At 58.6% G+C, this 18,436-nt stretch carries 9 protein-coding genes and 8 pseudogenes; 6 read left to right on the top strand and 11 right to left on the bottom strand.

Features of this window, described 5'->3' with window-relative positions; translation table 11 throughout:
• Positions 1–176 precede the first annotated feature (176 nt).
• Positions 177–414, top strand: a pseudogene (locus tag BLV07_RS43215) (adenosylhomocysteinase); the annotation flags it as partial.
• A 432-nt stretch (positions 415–846) separates the two neighbouring features.
• On the opposite strand, the gene BLV07_RS43210 reads toward BLV07_RS43215, so the two are convergent.
• From BLV07_RS43210 to BLV07_RS49965, 5 genes and pseudogenes are all read right to left on the bottom strand, one after another.
• Entirely contained in the window at positions 847–1,944 is a 1,098-nt protein-coding gene (locus BLV07_RS43210; protein ID WP_349525677.1) for an aspartate aminotransferase family protein, read from the bottom strand.
• 893 nt (positions 1,945–2,837) lie between these two features.
• Positions 2,838–3,829 (bottom strand): annotated as a pseudogene (locus tag BLV07_RS43205) (helix-turn-helix domain-containing protein).
• Between the two features lie 188 nt (positions 3,830–4,017).
• Positions 4,018–4,797 (bottom strand): annotated as a pseudogene (locus tag BLV07_RS49485) (CoA transferase).
• Positions 4,766–5,221, bottom strand: coding sequence for a CoA transferase (locus BLV07_RS49970; protein ID WP_283806595.1), 456 nt, complete (start codon positions 5,219–5,221; stop codon positions 4,766–4,768). The pseudogene BLV07_RS49485 and the gene BLV07_RS49970 overlap by 32 nt, the downstream one beginning before the upstream one ends.
• A 74-nt stretch (positions 5,222–5,295) precedes the next feature.
• The gene (locus BLV07_RS49965; RefSeq protein ID WP_283806594.1) at positions 5,296–5,505 is read right to left on the bottom strand and encodes a CoA transferase; all 210 of its coding nucleotides are present in this window, start codon (positions 5,503–5,505) and stop codon (positions 5,296–5,298) included.
• A gap of 1,797 nt (positions 5,506–7,302) precedes the next feature.
• On the opposite strand from BLV07_RS49965, the gene BLV07_RS43190 reads away from it, so the two are divergent.
• The 5 genes and pseudogenes from BLV07_RS43190 to tnpC (BLV07_RS43175) all read left to right on the top strand — a co-directional run bounded on the left by BLV07_RS43190 (position 7,303) and on the right by tnpC (BLV07_RS43175) (position 10,752).
• Complete coding sequence (locus BLV07_RS43190) at positions 7,303–8,121, top strand: class I SAM-dependent methyltransferase (protein ID WP_176946142.1); 819 nt, start codon at positions 7,303–7,305, stop codon at positions 8,119–8,121.
• Positions 8,122–8,332: 211 nt separating this feature from the next.
• A complete protein-coding gene (tnpA, locus tag BLV07_RS43185; RefSeq protein ID WP_091898676.1) occupies positions 8,333–8,734 on the top strand; it encodes an IS66-like element accessory protein TnpA in 402 nt (133 codons plus the stop codon).
• Positions 8,731–9,078, top strand: coding sequence for an IS66 family insertion sequence element accessory protein TnpB (gene tnpB / locus BLV07_RS43180; RefSeq protein WP_091898674.1), 348 nt, complete (start codon positions 8,731–8,733; stop codon positions 9,076–9,078). The genes tnpA and tnpB overlap by 4 nt, the downstream gene beginning before the upstream one ends.
• A 45-nt stretch (positions 9,079–9,123) precedes the next feature.
• Positions 9,124–9,441 (top strand): annotated as a pseudogene (locus BLV07_RS50555) (IS66 family transposase); the annotation flags it as partial.
• Positions 9,392–10,752: pseudogene (gene tnpC / locus BLV07_RS43175) on the top strand (IS66 family transposase). The pseudogenes BLV07_RS50555 and tnpC (BLV07_RS43175), both read left to right, overlap by 50 nt.
• A 109-nt stretch (positions 10,753–10,861) precedes the next feature.
• Here tnpC (BLV07_RS43175) and BLV07_RS43170 read toward each other — a convergent pair.
• From BLV07_RS43170 to tnpC (BLV07_RS43150), 6 genes and pseudogenes are all read right to left on the bottom strand, one after another.
• A complete protein-coding gene (locus BLV07_RS43170; protein WP_091898673.1) occupies positions 10,862–11,989 on the bottom strand; it encodes an IS4/Tn5 family transposase DNA-binding protein in 1,128 nt (375 codons plus the stop codon).
• Between the two features lie 340 nt (positions 11,990–12,329).
• A complete protein-coding gene (locus BLV07_RS43165) occupies positions 12,330–13,631 on the bottom strand; it encodes an NAD(P)/FAD-dependent oxidoreductase (protein WP_091898671.1) in 1,302 nt (433 codons plus the stop codon).
• Between the two features lie 1,446 nt (positions 13,632–15,077).
• Positions 15,078–16,046 carry a hypothetical protein gene (locus tag BLV07_RS43160; RefSeq protein WP_176946141.1) on the bottom strand — a complete coding sequence of 323 codons (969 nt, stop codon included), beginning with the start codon at positions 16,044–16,046 and terminating at the stop codon, positions 15,078–15,080.
• A gap of 80 nt (positions 16,047–16,126) precedes the next feature.
• A pseudogene (locus tag BLV07_RS43155) lies at positions 16,127–17,246 on the bottom strand (IS630 family transposase).
• A gap of 105 nt (positions 17,247–17,351) precedes the next feature.
• A pseudogene (locus BLV07_RS49960) lies at positions 17,352–17,788 on the bottom strand (IS66 family transposase); the annotation flags it as partial.
• Between the two features lie 44 nt (positions 17,789–17,832).
• Positions 17,833–18,417 (bottom strand): annotated as a pseudogene (gene tnpC, locus BLV07_RS43150) (IS66 family transposase); the annotation flags it as partial.
• Positions 18,418–18,436 lie beyond the last annotated feature (19 nt).

Raw genomic sequence — 18,436 nt, 5'->3', positions numbered from 1 at the left:
GGGAGAGGTCGCCGCGAAGCGGCCGGTGACGGGACTCTCCGCGGGCTCAGTGCGCGGATAGAGCCCCTCACCCCAGCCCTCTCCCCATAAGAACGGGGAGAGGGAGAAAACTCTGCCACAAAGCGTTCAGCTTGCTTTGTTACTGACACGCCAGATTCACCGATTAGGAAACAGACATGAACGCGAAGCCCGGCTTCACCGATTACATCGTCAAGGACATTTCGCTGGCCGATTTCGGTCGTAAGGAGATCTCGCTCGCCGAGACCGAGATGCCGGCCTGATGGCCACCCGCGAGGAGTTCGGCCCGAAGCAGCCGCTGAGGGCGCGCGCATCGCCGGCTCGCTGCACATGACGATCCAGACCGCGGTCCTGGTCGAGACGCTCGCCGCGCTCGGTGCCGACATCCGCTGGGTCTGCAAGGCGCAGGCCGACTATATCGGCGTCAATCCGGAAGGTCGTTACAAGAGCGATCGCTATCGATATTGATTCGCAGTTCCTTCAGAAAGGGCGGCACAAAGGAGGGCTTTCGCTTCACATCGTTCGATCAAATAATGCCAAATCAACTATGATTGAACAACCAGACCACTTGTTTAATCGAAATCGCTTGTGAGAGCCCTGGCTCGGAGCAATGCTGCCGGTCTGCTCGAGCTAATCGGCGGCTGATCGCGACCCAAACCGAGTGGCAGGCAAAGCACGGGCGATACGTTGCTCAGCGGTTACTTCGTTCACTTGCGTATCTGCACCGCGTCGAGCATATCTTGATGGCCCTCAATAAAGCCTGCGAACACATCGACGATGAATTCGGCGTCAGCGCGCATCATCGGCGTCGAGATCGAAGCAGCGGTGCTATGCGGCAGGATTATGCCGTTCTCCGCAAAAGAAACGCGTGAGCCCATTCATTAGAGTGGCTCCGGCAGGCGTGGGATAGATCTCGCGATAGTCATTCGGGGCTTGTGCCAACGGATGGATGCGAAAGAGTGAGGCGGCTCCGGTCACACACAGCGGCGCGCTCCGTTTTGTAATGGCCCGGCCGATCCCCTTCCGGACAATGTCTCCAAGGATCTCCAGATGTGCAAAATCCGCACGGTCTAGATGCCGCATCGAGGCCAGCCCCGCTGTCATGGAAAGAGGATTGGCGGAAAATGTACCGCCTTGCGGAAGCAGCGGCCGCCCCGCTGAAGCATCGAAGACTTTCATAATGTCCGCGCGGCCGCCGATAGCTCCAATCGGCAAACCGCCGCCGATGATCTTGCCCATCGCAAGGAGGTCCGGAACAAGGCCGTAACGAGGGAAAGCACCCTCGAAACTCTGCCTAAGATTCAGGACCTCGTCAGCAACCACCAGAATGCCGTTAGTACGGGCAGACTCCTGCACGGCAGAAATGAATTGGGGCTTCGGCGCAACTAGACCAGCGCGGCTTGGCACCGGATCCAAAACGACGGCGGCAAGCTCGTGCACATGCAACGACATCAATCGGTGTACGCCTTCGACATCGTTGAAGCGGAGCACAACTACTTCATCGAGCACGCTCGCGGGCATCCCACGATAGAAGGCCGTAGACTTGGGTGCCATGTGGTCACCCCAATTGTCCGGTTTCGCCGATCGGCTGACTTCGACCCAGTCATAGGCGCCGTGATAGGCGCCCTCGAACTTGGCGATTTTCGAACGTCCGGTGAAAGCCCGTGCAGCCTTGATCGCAAACAGCACAGCCTCAGTTCCTGTGTTGACGAACCGACCACGATCAACCTCCGGGATCCGGCCACAAAGTAGCTCGGCGAGTTCGATCTCGCTCTCTGTCGGATTTGCGAAACAGCTGCCGCGCTGGAGCTGATTGGTGAGTGCCTCCACGACCGGGGCGAAGGCATGACCATGGATCAACGTCGTGAAGTTGCAATTGAGGTCGATAAACCGGCGGCCATCGACGTCGAATAGATGGCTGCCCAACCACTCTCGATATAGAGCGGTGTCGGATCTCGCTCGATGGTTACTCGTGAGGTTCCATCAGGGAAAACCAGCTGCGCCCGGGTAAAGCTTTCCCTGGACCGCCACCCAACGCGCGGAACTCCAGCCGCGGTGTTAGAACCTGCAATCTCCTTTTTCACAGTATCCTCTGCCATTTTTGCTGAGTGAGCCGAGCATCACCTGTCGCATTGCAACGACTTTCGGGCCCTGGCAATCGGCGGGTTGTCCTGGAGTGCGGAGCGTTTCTCTGGAGTGACAATCTAACAAACTTGAACATCGCGGCGATTACCTAAACCTGAAAATAGGATGTAAGAGAGACTGACTGCCCCTTGCGCCGAACCGCCGACGGTCAGCTTATGCTCTCAACTCACGACATTAGCTCGGTGCGTCCATGTATCTTGCAGCGCCGGTGATAGCGAGTTTTCTGGCGGGCGCGGCTCGCGCGTGGATCGCCATAACCGCTACGGCGTTTCGGGGCGTATCGTCACGTGGGAGCTGCTTGTGTCTCCGATCTGCTAGTGCCTCTCAGATTAGCTGCATGATAGCCTGTACGGCGAGTTGCTGACTGACCATATACAGTAACCATGGATCGAGAGACTATCTACTCTGGTGAGAATAGCGACTTTGATTATGAAAACGGCGTCGTCTCGTATCAGCCTTTCAGGCGCGCCAAGCAAAGAGAGCCATCAGGCGGTCGGCGCGATGTCGGAGCAAGGACGGCCCGACGATCAGCCTTTCGCGCCGATCAACCCCATGCAGTGGAGCGCCGCTGCGCCGTCCACTCTGGCGCCACTAAGAGTCTCCGCCTCCGACCACTGGGCCGGCCGATCCGCTAAGCTTGAGCGTTTATCAATCTGGGCCCTAGTCACCTGAATCTAAAGTTCGCGACATAATGTCTGCTGAGTTTTGTGACAGAAGCGTTTGACAGAAGCCAAGATCTGGTCGTCCATTGAGGGCTTCGGGTCGTTGTTGTGCAGTTCGATGAAGGTACGCATGTCGGCCTCGAGCGGCCTGACGGAGGTGTGAACACGTCGCTGGATTGCCTTTCTGTTGAGCTCAGTGAACCAGCGCTCAATCTGATTGGTTCATGACGCAGAAGTCTGCGTGAAGTGAATATGATCGTGCGGCCGTCGAGCCAGCCACGCTTTGATATGGGGTGTCTTGTGGGTGACGTGGTTGTCCATGACGATATGGACATCGAGCCCCTCAGGGATTTGAGCGTCGACCTCTTTGAACTTCAAGAACTCGACCGCTCGATTGGCGCTTGTACTATTGGCCAATGATAAACCCGGAAGACATCGAGCGCGGCAAATAGTATTCTTACCATGCTGCACGTAGCTGTGCGCGCGACGCTTCGGTGGGGACAGGTCAAGCCCACAATATCGCGCACCTTGTCGACGAATAGTGGATCGCTCGGCAGTTTAAGTGTCCTGCTGCGGTGCGGTGCAAGTCGAATGTCGTCCACATTCGGCGGATCGTAGTTTGAGAAAAGCCAGTTTCCGCAGCCATGGAGCGGATTGACCAGTACATCGCGTCGGGCGGCGTTGTACGTAATGTCCGCTCGATTACCTCAGCAACCTGATCGTCGTTGATGGTTCGAGGGCGGCCAGGTCGGGCCTCGTCAAGCAGGCCATCACAGGGATCCTTAAAGGATCGGCGGCGCCACTTGCCAACGGTGTGTTCATGGATGCCAAATTCGGCAGCCACAGACTTGCTTGGCAAGCCATCTGCACACCGTAGGCTCACTCGGTACCGCTCAGATAGTGACCGGGCCACACGACAAACCTCCCTCTCCACACATGCTCGCTCATTGCGCACTCAGCACCAACGGTTCGATTGGCCGGCCTCTAACCTGTATTCGCCACAAGCGCTCTCCTCTACAGAGATTCCATCCATCATACAATGTCACGAACTTCCGTTCCAGATGACTATCGTCGATTTGTTAATCCTAGGACGCCTTCCTTTTTTTGCGAGCTCTCGTTCGGAAAGCATCACGGTTCCGATGATCCCCTCCCTCGCCAAATCCGCGATCTCTGCGTCGGAAAGCCCGAGAAGTCATGATAGGATCTCTCTGTTACGTTGTCCCAGCGTCGGGGCCGAGATGCGGATTGCACAGGGTCCCTCACCTTCCTGAATTGGTATCGACGGCTGCGGATGCAAGCCAATTAAAGCGCGTTCGACTTCCTGCAGAAGCGAGCGAGAGCCGAGATGCCGGTTCTTTAGCACGTCAATTGGTAAGCGGGCTACTCCTGCAGCAACCGCTACCGCCTGCAACTCGAACATCGCCTGATCAGCATCGCGGGTGAGCGTCCAGTCTTCGATTTCTCTCTCGATTAAATCTTCGATGCCACGGCGCACTTCGGCAGATTGCAGCGATGCGTCCGTGGCCCGGTCTGGTCGACCGATGAGGACGGCAAGCCTCGGCCACATGTCCGCATCCGTCGCGGTTACCACGATCCAGTTGTCCGCACCCGCGCACCTGAAACAGCCATGCGGCACGAACTGCGGATGTCGGTTGCCATATGTTTTCGGCGGCGCACCGTCGATCGAATGGATAGTGATCCAGGGCGCCACGAACGGCAGCATGCATTCGATTTGCGCAAGATCAATGAACTGTCCCTGCCCGGCAGTGCGGGCGTGAATCAGTGCAACCAGGACTGCAGCGCAGCCATTCAACCCGGCGACGGCATCCCCGAACGCGATGTGGCTCATCACGGGTGGGCCGTCGGCCTTTCCGATCACGCTCCGTAGTCAAGAGCCTTGCTCGAGGGTCGAGCCGTAGGTCCGGCAATTGCGACGGACGCTATTCCTTCCAAAGGCAGACATCGACATCATGATAAGGCGAGGGTTGAGCGTACTGAGAACGTCGTAGCCAAGCCCCCAGCTTCGGTAGTACATCAGCCGAGTAATTATCGACGACGATATCGGCCCCCGCTACAAGCCGCTTCACATCACCGCGCTCATATGCCTCGAATATCTGATACTCGCTGAGAGCGAGGCTCGATTCAAAAATACTGAGCGACCACGACCATCTTTTCGAGCCTTGCTGTATTCCCGCAGCCGCCGACGATGCCGCGGCGATGAAGCCCCATAGACCGGCTAAGATACCGGTCTGGAAATCCGGAGCGTGCAATGGCGGGCCCTCGGTCGGTCCAGCCAGCTTGATGAGGCCGGCGAGCGCGCGGACGGTCGAATCGATTGCGACGAATCCTGCGTAGGGCCCCTCGCGCCCAAACCAGCTCGCTTCGATGTAAATCAACGCCGGACGCCGTTGCCGGATTGCTGCGAGATTGATGGACGGACAATCTGCGGGGTCAATACCGCGGCCATCTATCAAATGTTGCAATCGTCGATCAGTGCCGTCAGCCGTATGTTCGCGCTCGGGTCGTTGGCGTCAATAATCAGGCTTGACTTGTTGAAGTTAAGGAATGCGAACCACGCGCTCTGGCCACCACGCGTGAATGGGCCGGTGCGGCGGAGTGGATCTCCTTTTGGCGGCTCGACTTTCTGAACATCGGCGCCGAAATCGGCAACCGCGCGCAATAGCTGGTCGCGGCCGAGCTACCGATCTCGAGGCTCCGCAGATGCGATAACACTCCCATCGAGGAACTCCATTTTTTCCTGCCGTATGATACTCCCGGATGTCAGCTGCCAGGCGGCGCGAGCCCATCGACACCGCAAGCGCGACGCTTCCTACCAGGCTTCGATATGCGGGTGGTTTGCGATTAGCGGAAGGTGGTGGCGGGCCTGTGATCCAGCGCATATAAGTCTTGATTCAACGCCGCATCTTCCCGAGATCGATGGTGGTGTTGATCTTGAACACCGAACGAGCGATGCGCGCCGTGCCGCTCGCATGTGCCCTACAGCTTTTCTCTTGATAGATTGCACAAACAAGTCGCGACAAAAACACGCAGCACGCAAGCTCCAGCCGCACGCCGCCGAATTCGCTGGTCGCCCCCCGCGGCAAAAGCCGGATTCATGAAAGCCAAAAGCGACAGGATGCCCTGCGTTGGCGTGTCTGCTCCGGTCGCCGCGCCGCGCCCGACGCTAGAACCAGTGCTAGGCTGAGGTCCCCAGCAAGAACGCGCGCTAGGTTCCTCCCCGCTTACGTTTTAATGAATACAGTCCTCGCGTGCCCGGGCACGCCTGAGCGCCGAATGTTCGTGAGCCCAGCCCGCGAAGCGCACTCTCTAGGGTTCCACGCCTTATGTGCGGCCGGCGGCAGTGCCATTCTGCCAAGCAGCATGCGGCGATGATAAACAGTTTAAGCGTCGCCGACGGGCAATTGCGCGCGCGGCGGGACTCCAACACATCCACCGCAAGATCGAAGGCCCGCCAGGCAAGGTCAAGGCCGGAGTCGTGCAGCCGCTTTCGCGCGCTACGCAGTTCGCTCCCAAGAGCAGCGCCAGCGCGGACAGGAGCTCGGTTCCTTCCACGCCGAAATCGAATGACTGGCAAGAAAAGGAGGGAGATCTCACTTCGGCAGCCGTCGCGACAATTGCCACAGACGATGGTCTTTTGCGCGCCAACGGACTGCTGATCTTTGTTCGGTGTCTGACAGCGCTACAACAGCTGTCGGTCGAAAAAACCAGTCGCCGCTTGCGGCGTCCGAACGCTTGCCAAAGCAAATCAGAAGCTTAACGTGCTTGAACGCGCTGGCACGGTCGTTGCTACTGAGAGTGGCGGCAATAGCGAGTGAGCGGTGAGTGCATTAAGAAGCTAAACCCGGACCATGCTCTCATTCTTTAAGCCCTGTGCCCACGCCTGAAAGAGAAACGAACGTGCGGAACAGCCGCACAACATTGCAATGCCTTGATGGAGAACAACAATATGCCTTCAGTGAGATAAAAGTCTCTCCATGGCAAGGGGCGAGTCGACAAATCGAGCTCTTCAAAAACGAGCATTAGCGGCACTGGCCGAGAGGAGTCACAAAATCCCGATCATTCGCGAGCATAGCAAGTCCGATTCCACTGGCTTCATCACACACGCGAAGGCGCCGGGCCCGATCCTGAGCTTCGCCGCGGCCCGCCGAACTGAAAATCGACTACGTGGCGGAAATCGGGCCTACAAGAACATCCGGTGGGTGCAGGCCGGCGCTTAGGGGCCTGTCAAAGGCGCCACACTCGATTGGAAGACAATTGCGCTATGACGCGGGCAATACAGTGCTCTAGAGAACGATCTCTGACAACGATAACTGCGCGAGGCTGGGAGGAAAGCTCGCTTGCTCGACAGAAGCAGAATCGTCACCATTAGTTTTCTTCCCGACCTGATTTGACCTTGCTCAACTGGTCGCAGCTATGCAGATCTATGACTGACCGTTTGAGGAGCAGAAGCACCAAGATGAGCGACCCCATCCAATTCTGGAATGATCGCGCCGAGCAATTTGCTAGGGGCGCCCGCGACCCGAATTCCTTTTTTGCTCGGCGCGCTGCTCTGGTCGCGGAGCTCGTATCGCGTCATGTCTCGCCGGGTCGAATGCTGGATATCGGATGCGGAGCAGGGCAGCTCTGCTTTCATCTCGCGAGACGTGGATTTGATGTACACGGAGCTGATCTGTCGTCACTACAAATCGGAATGGCAATCCAAGCCGCGCGCGGAGTCCTCGATGCTCCGGAGCAACGCTTCCAGGTGTGCGCGCCTCAATCTTTGCCGTTTGGAGGACCCTTTGATCTCATTACTGCCATCGGCGTCTTGCCCTATGTCGAGGATCAATCTGCTTTTATCCAGCGTTCGCTGTCGCTACTGAAGCCGACAGGCATGTTCGTTGCTTCGTGCACGAATCCGCTAAGCCTCTTTACATTCCTGGCGGTGACTCGTCACGCGCTGTCGTTTCGGCCGCAACGGGCTTGGTTTTCAGTGCTGGCGAATCTGATACGAACAGGTTTGTTGACCGGTAGTTGCGTCGATTTTCGGACGGCGCGTCAGTGCCGAAGCGCGGCTGCCCTGGATGAATTATGTTACCGCTTAGGATTAACAATGGAGGGAGAATTAGACTTGTACAATATTGATTATGGTTTGCTCGATCGATCCCCTTTTGCCAGGGGACCTTTCGGTCGAATGCTGTCCCGGCATCTCGGGTGGACCCACATTGGCGCTTATCGACTAGGTAAACGCAAGTGCCGCCTAAACTGCCAAAGGCGGAGGGGTTTGCGACGGTAATATGGAATAGCCTGCTCACCCTCAGTCGCTATCTGGGTCGTTCGTGAACAACACTCGAGTTGAGCCTAGGACGACTTGAAGTCGGACCATGAGCTGGCCAGGATTTAGCTCTGGCCGGTGCGAGAGATAGTTCGTATCCCTCCGCCAAAGGCCGCCTTGTTTGACAAACGCGATCGCTGCAGGTCCTAGGGGTAATCCTAGGAGAAGCGCTATGACGATTTCGAGGGCGGAGGTGATCACATCGGTCGAGCGGCGGCGCCGGTGGTCGCAGGATGAGAAAGAACGGCTTGTTGCAGCATCGCTCGAGCCCGGCGCCAGTGTTTCCGAGGTGGCTCGCATGGCCGGGCTTCATGTGAGCCAGTTGTTCAGGTGGCGCAAGGAGCTTTGCAAGCACGCTGAAGCGAGTATAGCGCCGTTCGTGCCGGTCGAGATTGGGTCGTCTGTGCCGCCGCGGGAAGTGGCCGAAGCGCCATTGACGACGACGGCGGCGCGTCGACGGAAGAGCCAGGGCATCATCGAGATTGATCTTGGTACCGGGCACCGCATCCGGGTCGATGGCGACGTTGATGGAGACGCGCTACGTCGTGTTCTCGATGCTTTGGTCCGCCGATGATCCCAGTTCCCACGGGCGCGCGAGTGTGGCTCGCGACAGGCTATACGGACATGCGCCGAGGCTTTCCGTCGTTGGCACTCCAGGTGCAGGAGGTGCTGCGCAAGGACCCGCTCAGCGGTCATCTGTTCGTCTTCCGCGGTCGCCGAAGCGATCTTGTGAAGGTGATCTGGCACGATGGCCAGGGAGCATGCCTGTTCACCAAGAGACTCGAGAGAGGAAGGTTCGTCTGGCCATCGGTTGCGGGCGAAGCTGTGACGATCTCGCCGGCTCAGATGAGCTACTTGTTGTCCGGAATCGATTGGCGCAACCCGCAAGAAACCCAGCGTCCGACGCGGATCGGATAGCCGTTTTTGGTTTGAATTTGCTGCTTGATCTGATTCAATGGCTTCATGATATCGAAGCCGGACGACCTTCCGTCGGACCTTGTCAGTGCCCTGGCAGCGCTGCAAGCCGAGCGTGAGGCCCGGCTGCGAGCCGAAGCGATGGCTGCCAGGGCGCAGGCGGAGCTGTCGGATAACGAGGCGCTGATCGGGCATCTCGAGTTGCGGATCGAGAAACTCAAGCGCGAACTGTACGGTCAGCGCTCCGAGCGCACGGCGCGGCTGATCGAACAATTGGAATTTGAGCTCGAAGAACTCGCCACCACAGCGAGCGAGGATGAGCTTGCCGCGCGGGCCGCCGCGGCGAAAACCCAGAGCGTGCGCGCCTTTACGCGCAAGCGGCCAGTACGCAAGCCCTGGCCGGACGACATCGAACGCGAGCGCGTCGTTATCGGACCCCCAGAAGAGCTGCGCCTGCTGCGGCGGATCGCGTCTAGCGAAGCTGGGCGAGGATGTGACCGAGACGCTGGAGGAGATCCCGCGCCGGTTCAAGCTAATCGAGAAGGTGCGGGAAAAGTTCACCTGCCGCGATTGCGAGAAGATCAGCCAGCCGCCGGCACCGTTCCATGCCACGCCGCGCGGCTTCATCGGTCCGCAATTTCTGGCGACGATCCTGTTCGACAAGTTCGGCATGCATATCCCGCTCAATCGTCAGAGCGCGCGCTTTAAGGCCGAGAGGATCGACCTGCCGTTGTCGACGCTCGCTGACCAGGTCGGCCACGGAACCTTCGCTGTCATGCCGCTCTTTCAGCAGATAGAGTGTCATGTACTCGCAGCCGAGCGCCTTCATGGCGACGACACCACCATCCGTATCTTGGCGAAGGGCAAGTGCACGACCGGCCGGATCTGGACCTATGTGCGGGATGACCAGCCCTACGGTGGGCCGGCGCCGTCGGCTGCGGTCTATTACGCCTCGAGCGATCGACGGGGCGAGCATCCCCAGAAGCATCTGGCCGCCTTCGCCGGCATCCTGCAAGCCGATTGCTATAGCGGCTTCGAGCCGTTGTTCGACCCGCAAAGGAAAGCGATGCCGATCACGCCGGCATTTTGCTTCGCCCATGCGCGGCGGGGCTTCTTCGAGCTGGCCGACATTGAGAAAACCGCTCGGGACGGACAGAAAGGCAAACCGGTCTCCCCGATCGCGCTGGAGGCGGTCAGGCGTCTTGACGCCCTGTTCGAGATCGAGCGCGCTATCAACGGCCGCAGCGCTGACGAGCGGCGTATTGTGCGCCAGGAAAGAAGTAGCCGCTGCTCGACGACATGCACGACTGGCTACTCCGCGAGCGAGAAACCCTCTCGCGCTCCTCCGAGGTCCTGAAGCCCATGAATTACATGCTCAGGCGCTGGGCCGACTTTGCCCGCTTCCTCGACGATGGCAGGATCTGCCTCAGCAACAACGCCGCCGAAAGAGCGTTGCGCGGCATCGCCCTGGGAAGGCGCAACTGGACCTTCGCCGGGAGCATGCGCGGTGCCGACCGCGCCGCCATCATGCTGACGATGATCACGACCTGTCGCCTGAATGACGTCGATCCCGAGGCCTGGCTCGCCGACGTCCCTTCTGCATTCTCAGTTGGCGCGTCCTCTGGCTCACCATGCTCAATCGCATCGCCCCAGACGCGTCACCGAAGCTCGCATTGACGGACACCGAGATCGCATTGCTCGATCGACTCATCAGCGGCGCGAGCCATCGACGATGTCGCCCTGGAACCCTTGCATTCTATCTTACCAAACTTGCACGATTGGGTGGCTACCTGGCTAGGGCGGGCGATGCGCCGCCTAGAAATGTTGTCATCTGGCGCGGCCTCTCGAGATTCACAGATATCGAACTCGGCGCCGAGATCGCAGCTGCTGGAAATGTGGGTAATTGAAAGACGATGAGCTTCCACTCAATCGGTTTACGGCCCTTTGGCGTACCGCGCTCGGTCGCATGGATTATCGTCAGGTCGAGGGCTGGATAACGTTTCTGCTTGCCGATGGGAGGCAAGACCGCAATCCGCTTGAACTTGATCTCCAGCGCGACCTTCGTCGTCTCACCCTTGTCGTTGCGCACGTCGATGTAATGCAAGCCTTTGACGCTGGTCTCTTCCATCTCGGTCGCAATCGTATGACCGCCATCGCCTGCCAGCCAATCAACGTAGGCGCGACAAGGAAGTGAGACGCCAAGGTCCTGCGTTAGGCAAGACAATTCGTAGATGTCACTTTCGCGGTCACCGATATGAATGCAACGCTCCGGCTGTCCGAGCCGCTCGATTGATTGCCTGAGATTGTCGAGCCAGCGAACGCTTTCCTTCTTCTCGATCGGAACGCGGGTCGGGTTAATCTTCTTCTTGATCTGCGCCGTGCCTTTGAACTTTTTCCGTGTCCAGAACTTCACCGCCGCCAATCCCAGCAGCAGGCCCTCGACAGTCACGGCGAGACTGGAATGCATCAGCATTCCGCAGACCGTGTGATGGCGCCAACGGCCGTCCTTGTCCCGGCCGCTGTTGACGCTCTTGGTCAGGCCAATAGCGCTCGTGTTCGCGCGCTGGTAGGAGAATTCCGTCGTGTCCTGAATAAGGAGGATCGGGCCTCTACAACCATCGTAACGCGCGCGCGTGGCGGCGAAGTGACCGCTGAGGATGTTGGCCTCCTCCACGCGCTCGTTGGCGAAAAAGCGGTAGGCCGCCTTCGTGTTCGCCCAATCCTGGCACGCGAACGGTATGCTCCCGCCCATGCCGTCACCAATTTGCTTCAGCAGCTCGCTAAATCGTTGACCGAGACGGGCATCCTTGAACGCTGTCTTGTCGATCTCGCGCTCCGTCCAATGTTCGACGGCACTTTCATCACCATCATCCGGGCCGGCCGAGCAACGACACGCCGCTCCGCTTGAACACATCAAGGCACCTCACCGTCGCGATTCAGGTGCCCGACAATGAATCACAAGCGATTCATCCGATTCAAGATTTTTCGATCAGGACTGCCGCCATCGAATCAAGCATTTGTGGGTAATTGAAAGCTTCGTCGTATGGGTACTAAGCTGCGCGTGCTCACGATCGTACAGACAGGAATGGTTCGCACGCGGGATGTCCTGCTGCGACTTGGTGCCCGTCGTCGAGGAATTCGCTGCAGAGCGAGCATTCTGACAGTCCACTTGGCCGAGCGCTCAACGAGCACGTTGTGTCGGTATTGCCAGGTTCGGAGGTGGGCATTCGCTCGGCGAGCTTCGGTGGGTGTGCCTAAAATTCCCGCCCTGCTTGCCACTGTCCCCAAGCCATCTTGGCCACCGCGCCAACTCCACGAAATGGCTCTGAAGGAATCCAGTTGGGCTCACTCAACTTCAGGCGGTCTGTCAAGAGTGACGATTGGGAATCACACGCCAGCTCCGCCAGGAGCTTTCCATGAATGCTTCCGCGCAATACGCCCGCGCCCTGACATCCGGCCGAAACAAACAGCCCTGGCTTGAACTCGCCGAAATAACTTTCACGGTTTGAAGTAATACCCACACCGCCGCCCCAAACGTGTTCAAACTCATAGGACCGCATCGCTGAGTATCGGTTTCGATACAACGTGGACAAAAGTGAACGAACCTTATCGATCCTGGTCTCCCGCTCGTAAGAGTGACCACCGCGAATAAGAAAACGGCGCTTCCACTTTCTCGTGGTGGTCCCCATAGCAGTGGGCGGGAGTATTGCCCACTCAGGCAAACTGCCAAGACGGTCGAGCTCACCATCGTCCAACTCGGGGGTTAGCGCTCCGTAGGTGTGGACGAGCACTATCCTATCAAGCGCGATCCCCAATGACCTGGCGTGTGCATTATTCGCCACGAACACCTTTTCGCCGACGAATCTGTCGCGCTCTGTAAGAACTTGAAAAGGTGCGGTCCCTTCGATTTTCTCGACTGCCGTGCTTTCCAACAAAGTAACATTACCGGGAAGTGTATCAGCGAGTCCGCGAATAAGCGCGGCGGGCTGTACCATGGCTTGAGTGAGGGTCTCACAGCCGTATTGATAATAGGCGGTACCGATAAGTTCTAAAATGTCCTTACGGTCATGCTCACGATAACGGAGACCTCGCTTGCTTAACGAATCGAGCGATCCGCGTACCTTCTTCTCTCCTTGTTTGGTGGCGACAGCGACAATGCGAGGTGTGTCCTCGCTCCAATTGCAATCTATGTTGTTGGCTTTGACAACATCTCGCAGCCAATCGAGCCCAGCAAGAACAATACGCGATTTTCGCGCCGCATCGTCGTCGGCCGAGCCGAAAGCGTTGGCTCGCGGTTGGATGACTGTCGGAGCTAAGATGCCTGAGTTCCGCCCCGGCAATCCCTCGCCGATCTCCGAGGCCTCGATTGCGAGAATCTCCTTCTCGGGCTGCAACTCTGCAAGCCGACGAGCAATCGCAAGGCCGGTGTAGCCTGCGCCAACAACAATCGCATCGAACCGTTTCGTTGACGGAGGTTGTATTTGAGGGATTCGTGCGGGAAGTAGCGCGTTCCATCCACATGCAACGCTGTAGTAAGGGGCGCTTTGCGGCTTCATGCGTGTTTGCCTCCACGAGATAGGTAGTACATGGATCAATTGGTCGGTCTGGGGGGAATGTTCTCAGCGTGACAGTATCAATCAGAGCGTCGCGGAGCACGCAAGCCACGGTACTGCCTTATGATATGAGCGCGGATGAGATGGCGTTACTGACATTTGCCGTGTGGCCTGCACAAATAATTCACCTAAAGGCATTGCGGCAATGACCTCCCGCGTCCCGGTCCGTTTGGGCGTTGGTCGCGTGATCCCATTATGGCCTGCCCGCCGCACATGTGCTACCATGATCTAAACGACGGGGTTGATCATTAGCTCCGACGACTACATGGGGATATTCGAAGGGCGGCGCAATCGTCCTGCAATGGGCCTATGATGCGCACGTCGGCCGCGCCGCCGGACTTCGGTGACCTTGTTTTCGGGCACCGGTCGGGACATGCAGATCGTGCTCGGTAGGACCTCGACACTCACGATCACCGGTGTGGGACGCTTGCGAGGCACGGTTGTGCCGCCGTCAGCCGCCAGGTGCCGCCGCGCGAGGGCACCGCTGTCATAGCGGACCGCAGCTTCCGCGACCGTTTCATTGAGCATTGACCTCGAGGAGGCGAAGCGCGCGAGAGGAAAGCCTGTCGGATGCCTTCGCCAGGATCATGGGCGTGACACTGGTCATCGGCGATCCGGTGTGTGACGACCACGCCTTCGCAAGCCTTCTAAAATGGGTGCTGCCAACACGGTGTGGACCTGCCGGTCGCGGACCAGGTCTAGCATCCAAGTCACGTCATCGATTTCGTTGCGACGTTCAGCTCGGCCCCTGCCTTGCTCAACGGTGCGGCGCGGGCCGCGGTGCCTTGGGAGTACAAGGGGGCAGGCCAGGCAGTTCTCCGAAGGGGGCGAGCGCTTGGTGGCTAACGGTCTCACCGCTGATGCGGGAGACAGCGGCAGCTGAAGATCGCCTATCGGCTCCATCGCATTGTTACGCTTCGCGAGTATCGTGCAATGATAACTACCGAATTAGTCGCGGCCGCTACAGGCGTGCCCTTCAGCGTCAGCAGTGCCGAAAAATAATGAGCAAGGTGATACTATTGAGCTCGGTTTATTCATGAACACGCCTCCCATTAAGCGTCCGCAAGGGCAGCGGATTAGCCACGTATTATCAAGACGGATATTGTTCTAAATAGCCGCGAAGAAGTTTCATTGAAGTTGAGGGGAATCCGCAGACCTTCTGCAAGTAACGCCGTTCTTTGCGCGCCATTGTGCACAAGGGTTTCCCCGCGCCACTGCCGAACGCGCTGACGCATTCGGCCGGCACGAGAGGCGGACGATACGGGCGGCCGCCATTTCACGTGGTGATGATGTTTAAGGTTCTGGTGCAGCAGTCCCTCCACCTCCTGTCCTTCGACCGGGCGAATTCGTCATCAACGATAGCGTGGAACACCTTCGCTCCGCCTCTTCTCATCGCGGCAAAACCGTTCCGATCCCAAGCGCTCGCGCTTTTTGGAGCGCCAAATGCGCCAACGCCAGATCTGCGATGACAAAACCTCGGAAGCTGAACAAGGCTCTGGATGGGGCAGCAGGCTGAGATGGACAAGAAGCAAGATGCACAAGGTCGTCCTGAAATTTTATCGACTCGACGTATCGGCCTGATGCATCCACTGGTGACGAATATTGTTCCAAGTTATCTGTGACAAATCTGTCGAAAGAAGTGAGCGTTTCTGGCCGCCAACTCCTGCCGCCATCCACAGCCGAAACAAAGGACGAAGGCGGCAGCAATCGAGCGTCCAAAAACGAATTCAATCCGGGCGAAGGGGGAACCATGGTGATTACGATGTCACTTTCACTCAACAGCGTATCGGGCTCTTTGACGATGATTGGATAGAGTTGTTTCTCGGATGCTACAGTTGCAGTTCTCTCAGCAGAGCGGACGCTCCGACTTAAGAGATAGATTCTGCGAAGCGACGGAAACAGATCGACAAACGCATCAATGTGGCTAAGCGCCTGCATCCCGCAGCCGATCAAGCCAATGTTTGCGGGAGCCTCAGGCGCGAGATAGACGGCTGCCGCTGCTGAAATCGCTGCTGTCCTTATCAGAGTGATGGAATTCCCATCGAGAACGGCGACAGGCAGGCCCGTCTTGTAATCGCTCACACAAACCAGGCCGTTCACCGTCGGTCGCCCGTGATTCCCCTCGACTGGAACAACCGCCACCCATTTCATTGTCGCCAAATTGTTGGCTTCGGATGCCGAACTCATCGAGATGAACCAGGAACTTGGACCAGCGGTGATGACCGATTTCGGCAAACCAATGTTGCGGCCAGACGCGTTGTCGCGAAAACTAGCAAGGACCACCTCACGCGCGTCACGAGGCGAAATTTGCAGTTCTTGGACATCGGCGTTTGATAGGTAGAGCAGTTCGGCGGACATTCGCTCGTCCTTTCGAATGAGGAACTGGCGCAAAAACATACGCTGATCCTCTAGCCGCTGATACCTACCTAAGCAGAGAGCTAGTGTCCTGAACCAGAAGTTCGCAACATCGCCTCGTGCTGTGCCGGGGCATTGTAACGGCAGAAGCGTTCGATTGAAGCAAGGATGTCATCGGCTGACTTGGTCCACCGAAACGGCTTGGGATCGGCGTTATGTCGTTCGATGAACGAGGCGATGTCCGCCCGAAGGGCGGCTACGCTGCGGTAGACGCCGCGCCTGATCTTCTTATCGGTAAGAAGCGCAAAGAAGCGCTCGACCTGGTTGAGCCATGACGAACTGGTCGGGGTCAGATGCACATGCCAGCGCGGCCGTTTAGCCAACCATTTCCGGATCAGCGGGGTCTTGTGGGTAGCGTAGTTATCCATGACGAGATGGACGTCGAGTTCGCCCGGTACGGCGGCCTCGATCTCGTCTAAGAACTTGCGGAACTCGGCGGCACGGTGCTATCCGTAGCACTTGCCAATAACCCGTCCGGTCGCCATGTCGAGGGCGGCGAACAGCGATGTGGTGCCGTGCCTTTTGTAAACGTGGCTCCTTCGGGCCGGCTGGCCGGGACGCATCGGCAACATCGGCTGACTGCGGTCCAGCGCCTGGATTTGCGACTTTTCGTCTACACACAGGACGATGGCGTGTGCCGGCGGCGAGACGTAAAGGCCGACGACGTCGCGTACCTTGGCCACGAAGTTCGGATCGGTCGAGAGCTTGAATGTCTCCAACCGGTGCGGCTGGAGCCCGAAGGCCCGCCAGATACGTTGCACCGTCGACACCGACAGGCCGCTGGCCTTTGCCATGCCGCGGGAACTCCAATGAGTGGCGTTCTCTGGGCAGCTTTCCACCGTCCTTACGATCACGGCTTCGATGCGACCATCATCAATGGTGCGCGGCGCCCCCGAGCGCGGCTCATCGTGCAGCCCGGCCACGCGCTGCTCCACAGACCGCCGCCGCCATTTGCCTACCGCCCCGCTCTAGGCCCAGCTTGGCCGCCACTTCCTTGTTCTGACCGCCTTCCGCGCAGCTCAGCACAATCTGGGCTCTCAGAGCCAGCGCCTGGGCCGTCTTTCGCCGCATTGTCAGCGACTGAAGCTCAGCACGCTCATCATCATCGCTCAATATCAGGGGCGCAAGTCGCTGGGTCGCCATCAGATCCTCCGTCGCTGTTGCAGCCGCCATGGACGCCTCCTGCGTCGACACCCTCCACCCAAGCGGCGTAGCTATGCACGTCAACGTAAGCGCTTAGCCGCCACCCTATTGATGCTGGTTTGACGTTTTGCGGAACCGCCATGGCATTAAGTCGTCGATTTCGCTTTGGGGATGGCCGGCGATGATCGCCGTGAGCGTTTCGGCGATGTAGGCGACCGGGTTAACGTCGTTGAGCTTACAGGTCGCCACGATGGATGCGAGCAAGGCCCAGTTTTCGGCTCCGACCTTATGACCAGCGAAGAGTGCGTTTTTTCTGGTCAAGCAGATCGGCCGGATCGCGTTTTCAACCGGATCGGTGTCGAGTTCGAGCCGCCCGTCATCGAGGAAGCGCGTCAGCCCCTGCCAACGATTGAGCGCGTAGCGGATGTCATCAGCGAGCGTCGAGCCGCTGGAGATCATCGACAGCTGTTTCTCGAACCACGGCTTCAACGCTCGACGAGGGGCAGCGAGTGTTCCTTGCGCGCGGCCGGACGGCGGCCTCGGCGATCGGCGATTTACTGTTGCGGGCCAATTTGACGAAGCGCCGGCGCAAATGGCTCCAGCAGTGTACGAGCGTCCAGGGTCCTTGCGGTCGAGCGACTTCGATCAGCCGATCATAGCCGTCGTAGGCATCGCATTGCAGGAAGCGTCCGGTGAAGCCGTCCAGGAACTGCTCAGCGAAGGCGCCGCTGCGACCGGGGGCATATCGGAACAGCACGATCGGCGGACTTGGGCCGCTATGGCCGCGGTCGTCGGAGACGATCGCCCAGAAGTAACCCTTCTTCGTTTGACCACGCCCGGGATCGAGCACCGGCGCCGTGGTTTCATCCATGAACAGGCGATCCGCCGCTGCCAGATGGCAGCGCATGCGGTCGGCAACGGGCTGCAGATGGAAGCAGGCGCGACCGGACCAGTTGCCCAGTGTCGCCCGATCAAGTCGAATCCCCTGGCGCGCATAGATCTCGGCCTGACGGTAAAACGGCGTATGGTCGCCAAACTTGGAGACGATCACCTGCGCAATCGCCGCTTCGGTCGGTAGTCCACCAGGCACGACATGCTCTGGTGCGTGCGCCTGCACGACAGGGCCGGAGCAGCGGCGGCAGATGTATTTCGGGCGACGCGTGACCAGCACGCGCCATTGTGCCGGGATC

Source organism: Bradyrhizobium sp. Rc2d (genome assembly GCF_900099855.1).
Taxonomy (GTDB): Bacteria; Pseudomonadota; Alphaproteobacteria; order Rhizobiales; family Xanthobacteraceae; genus Bradyrhizobium.
This window is presented reverse-complemented; position numbering and strand designations above follow the sequence as displayed.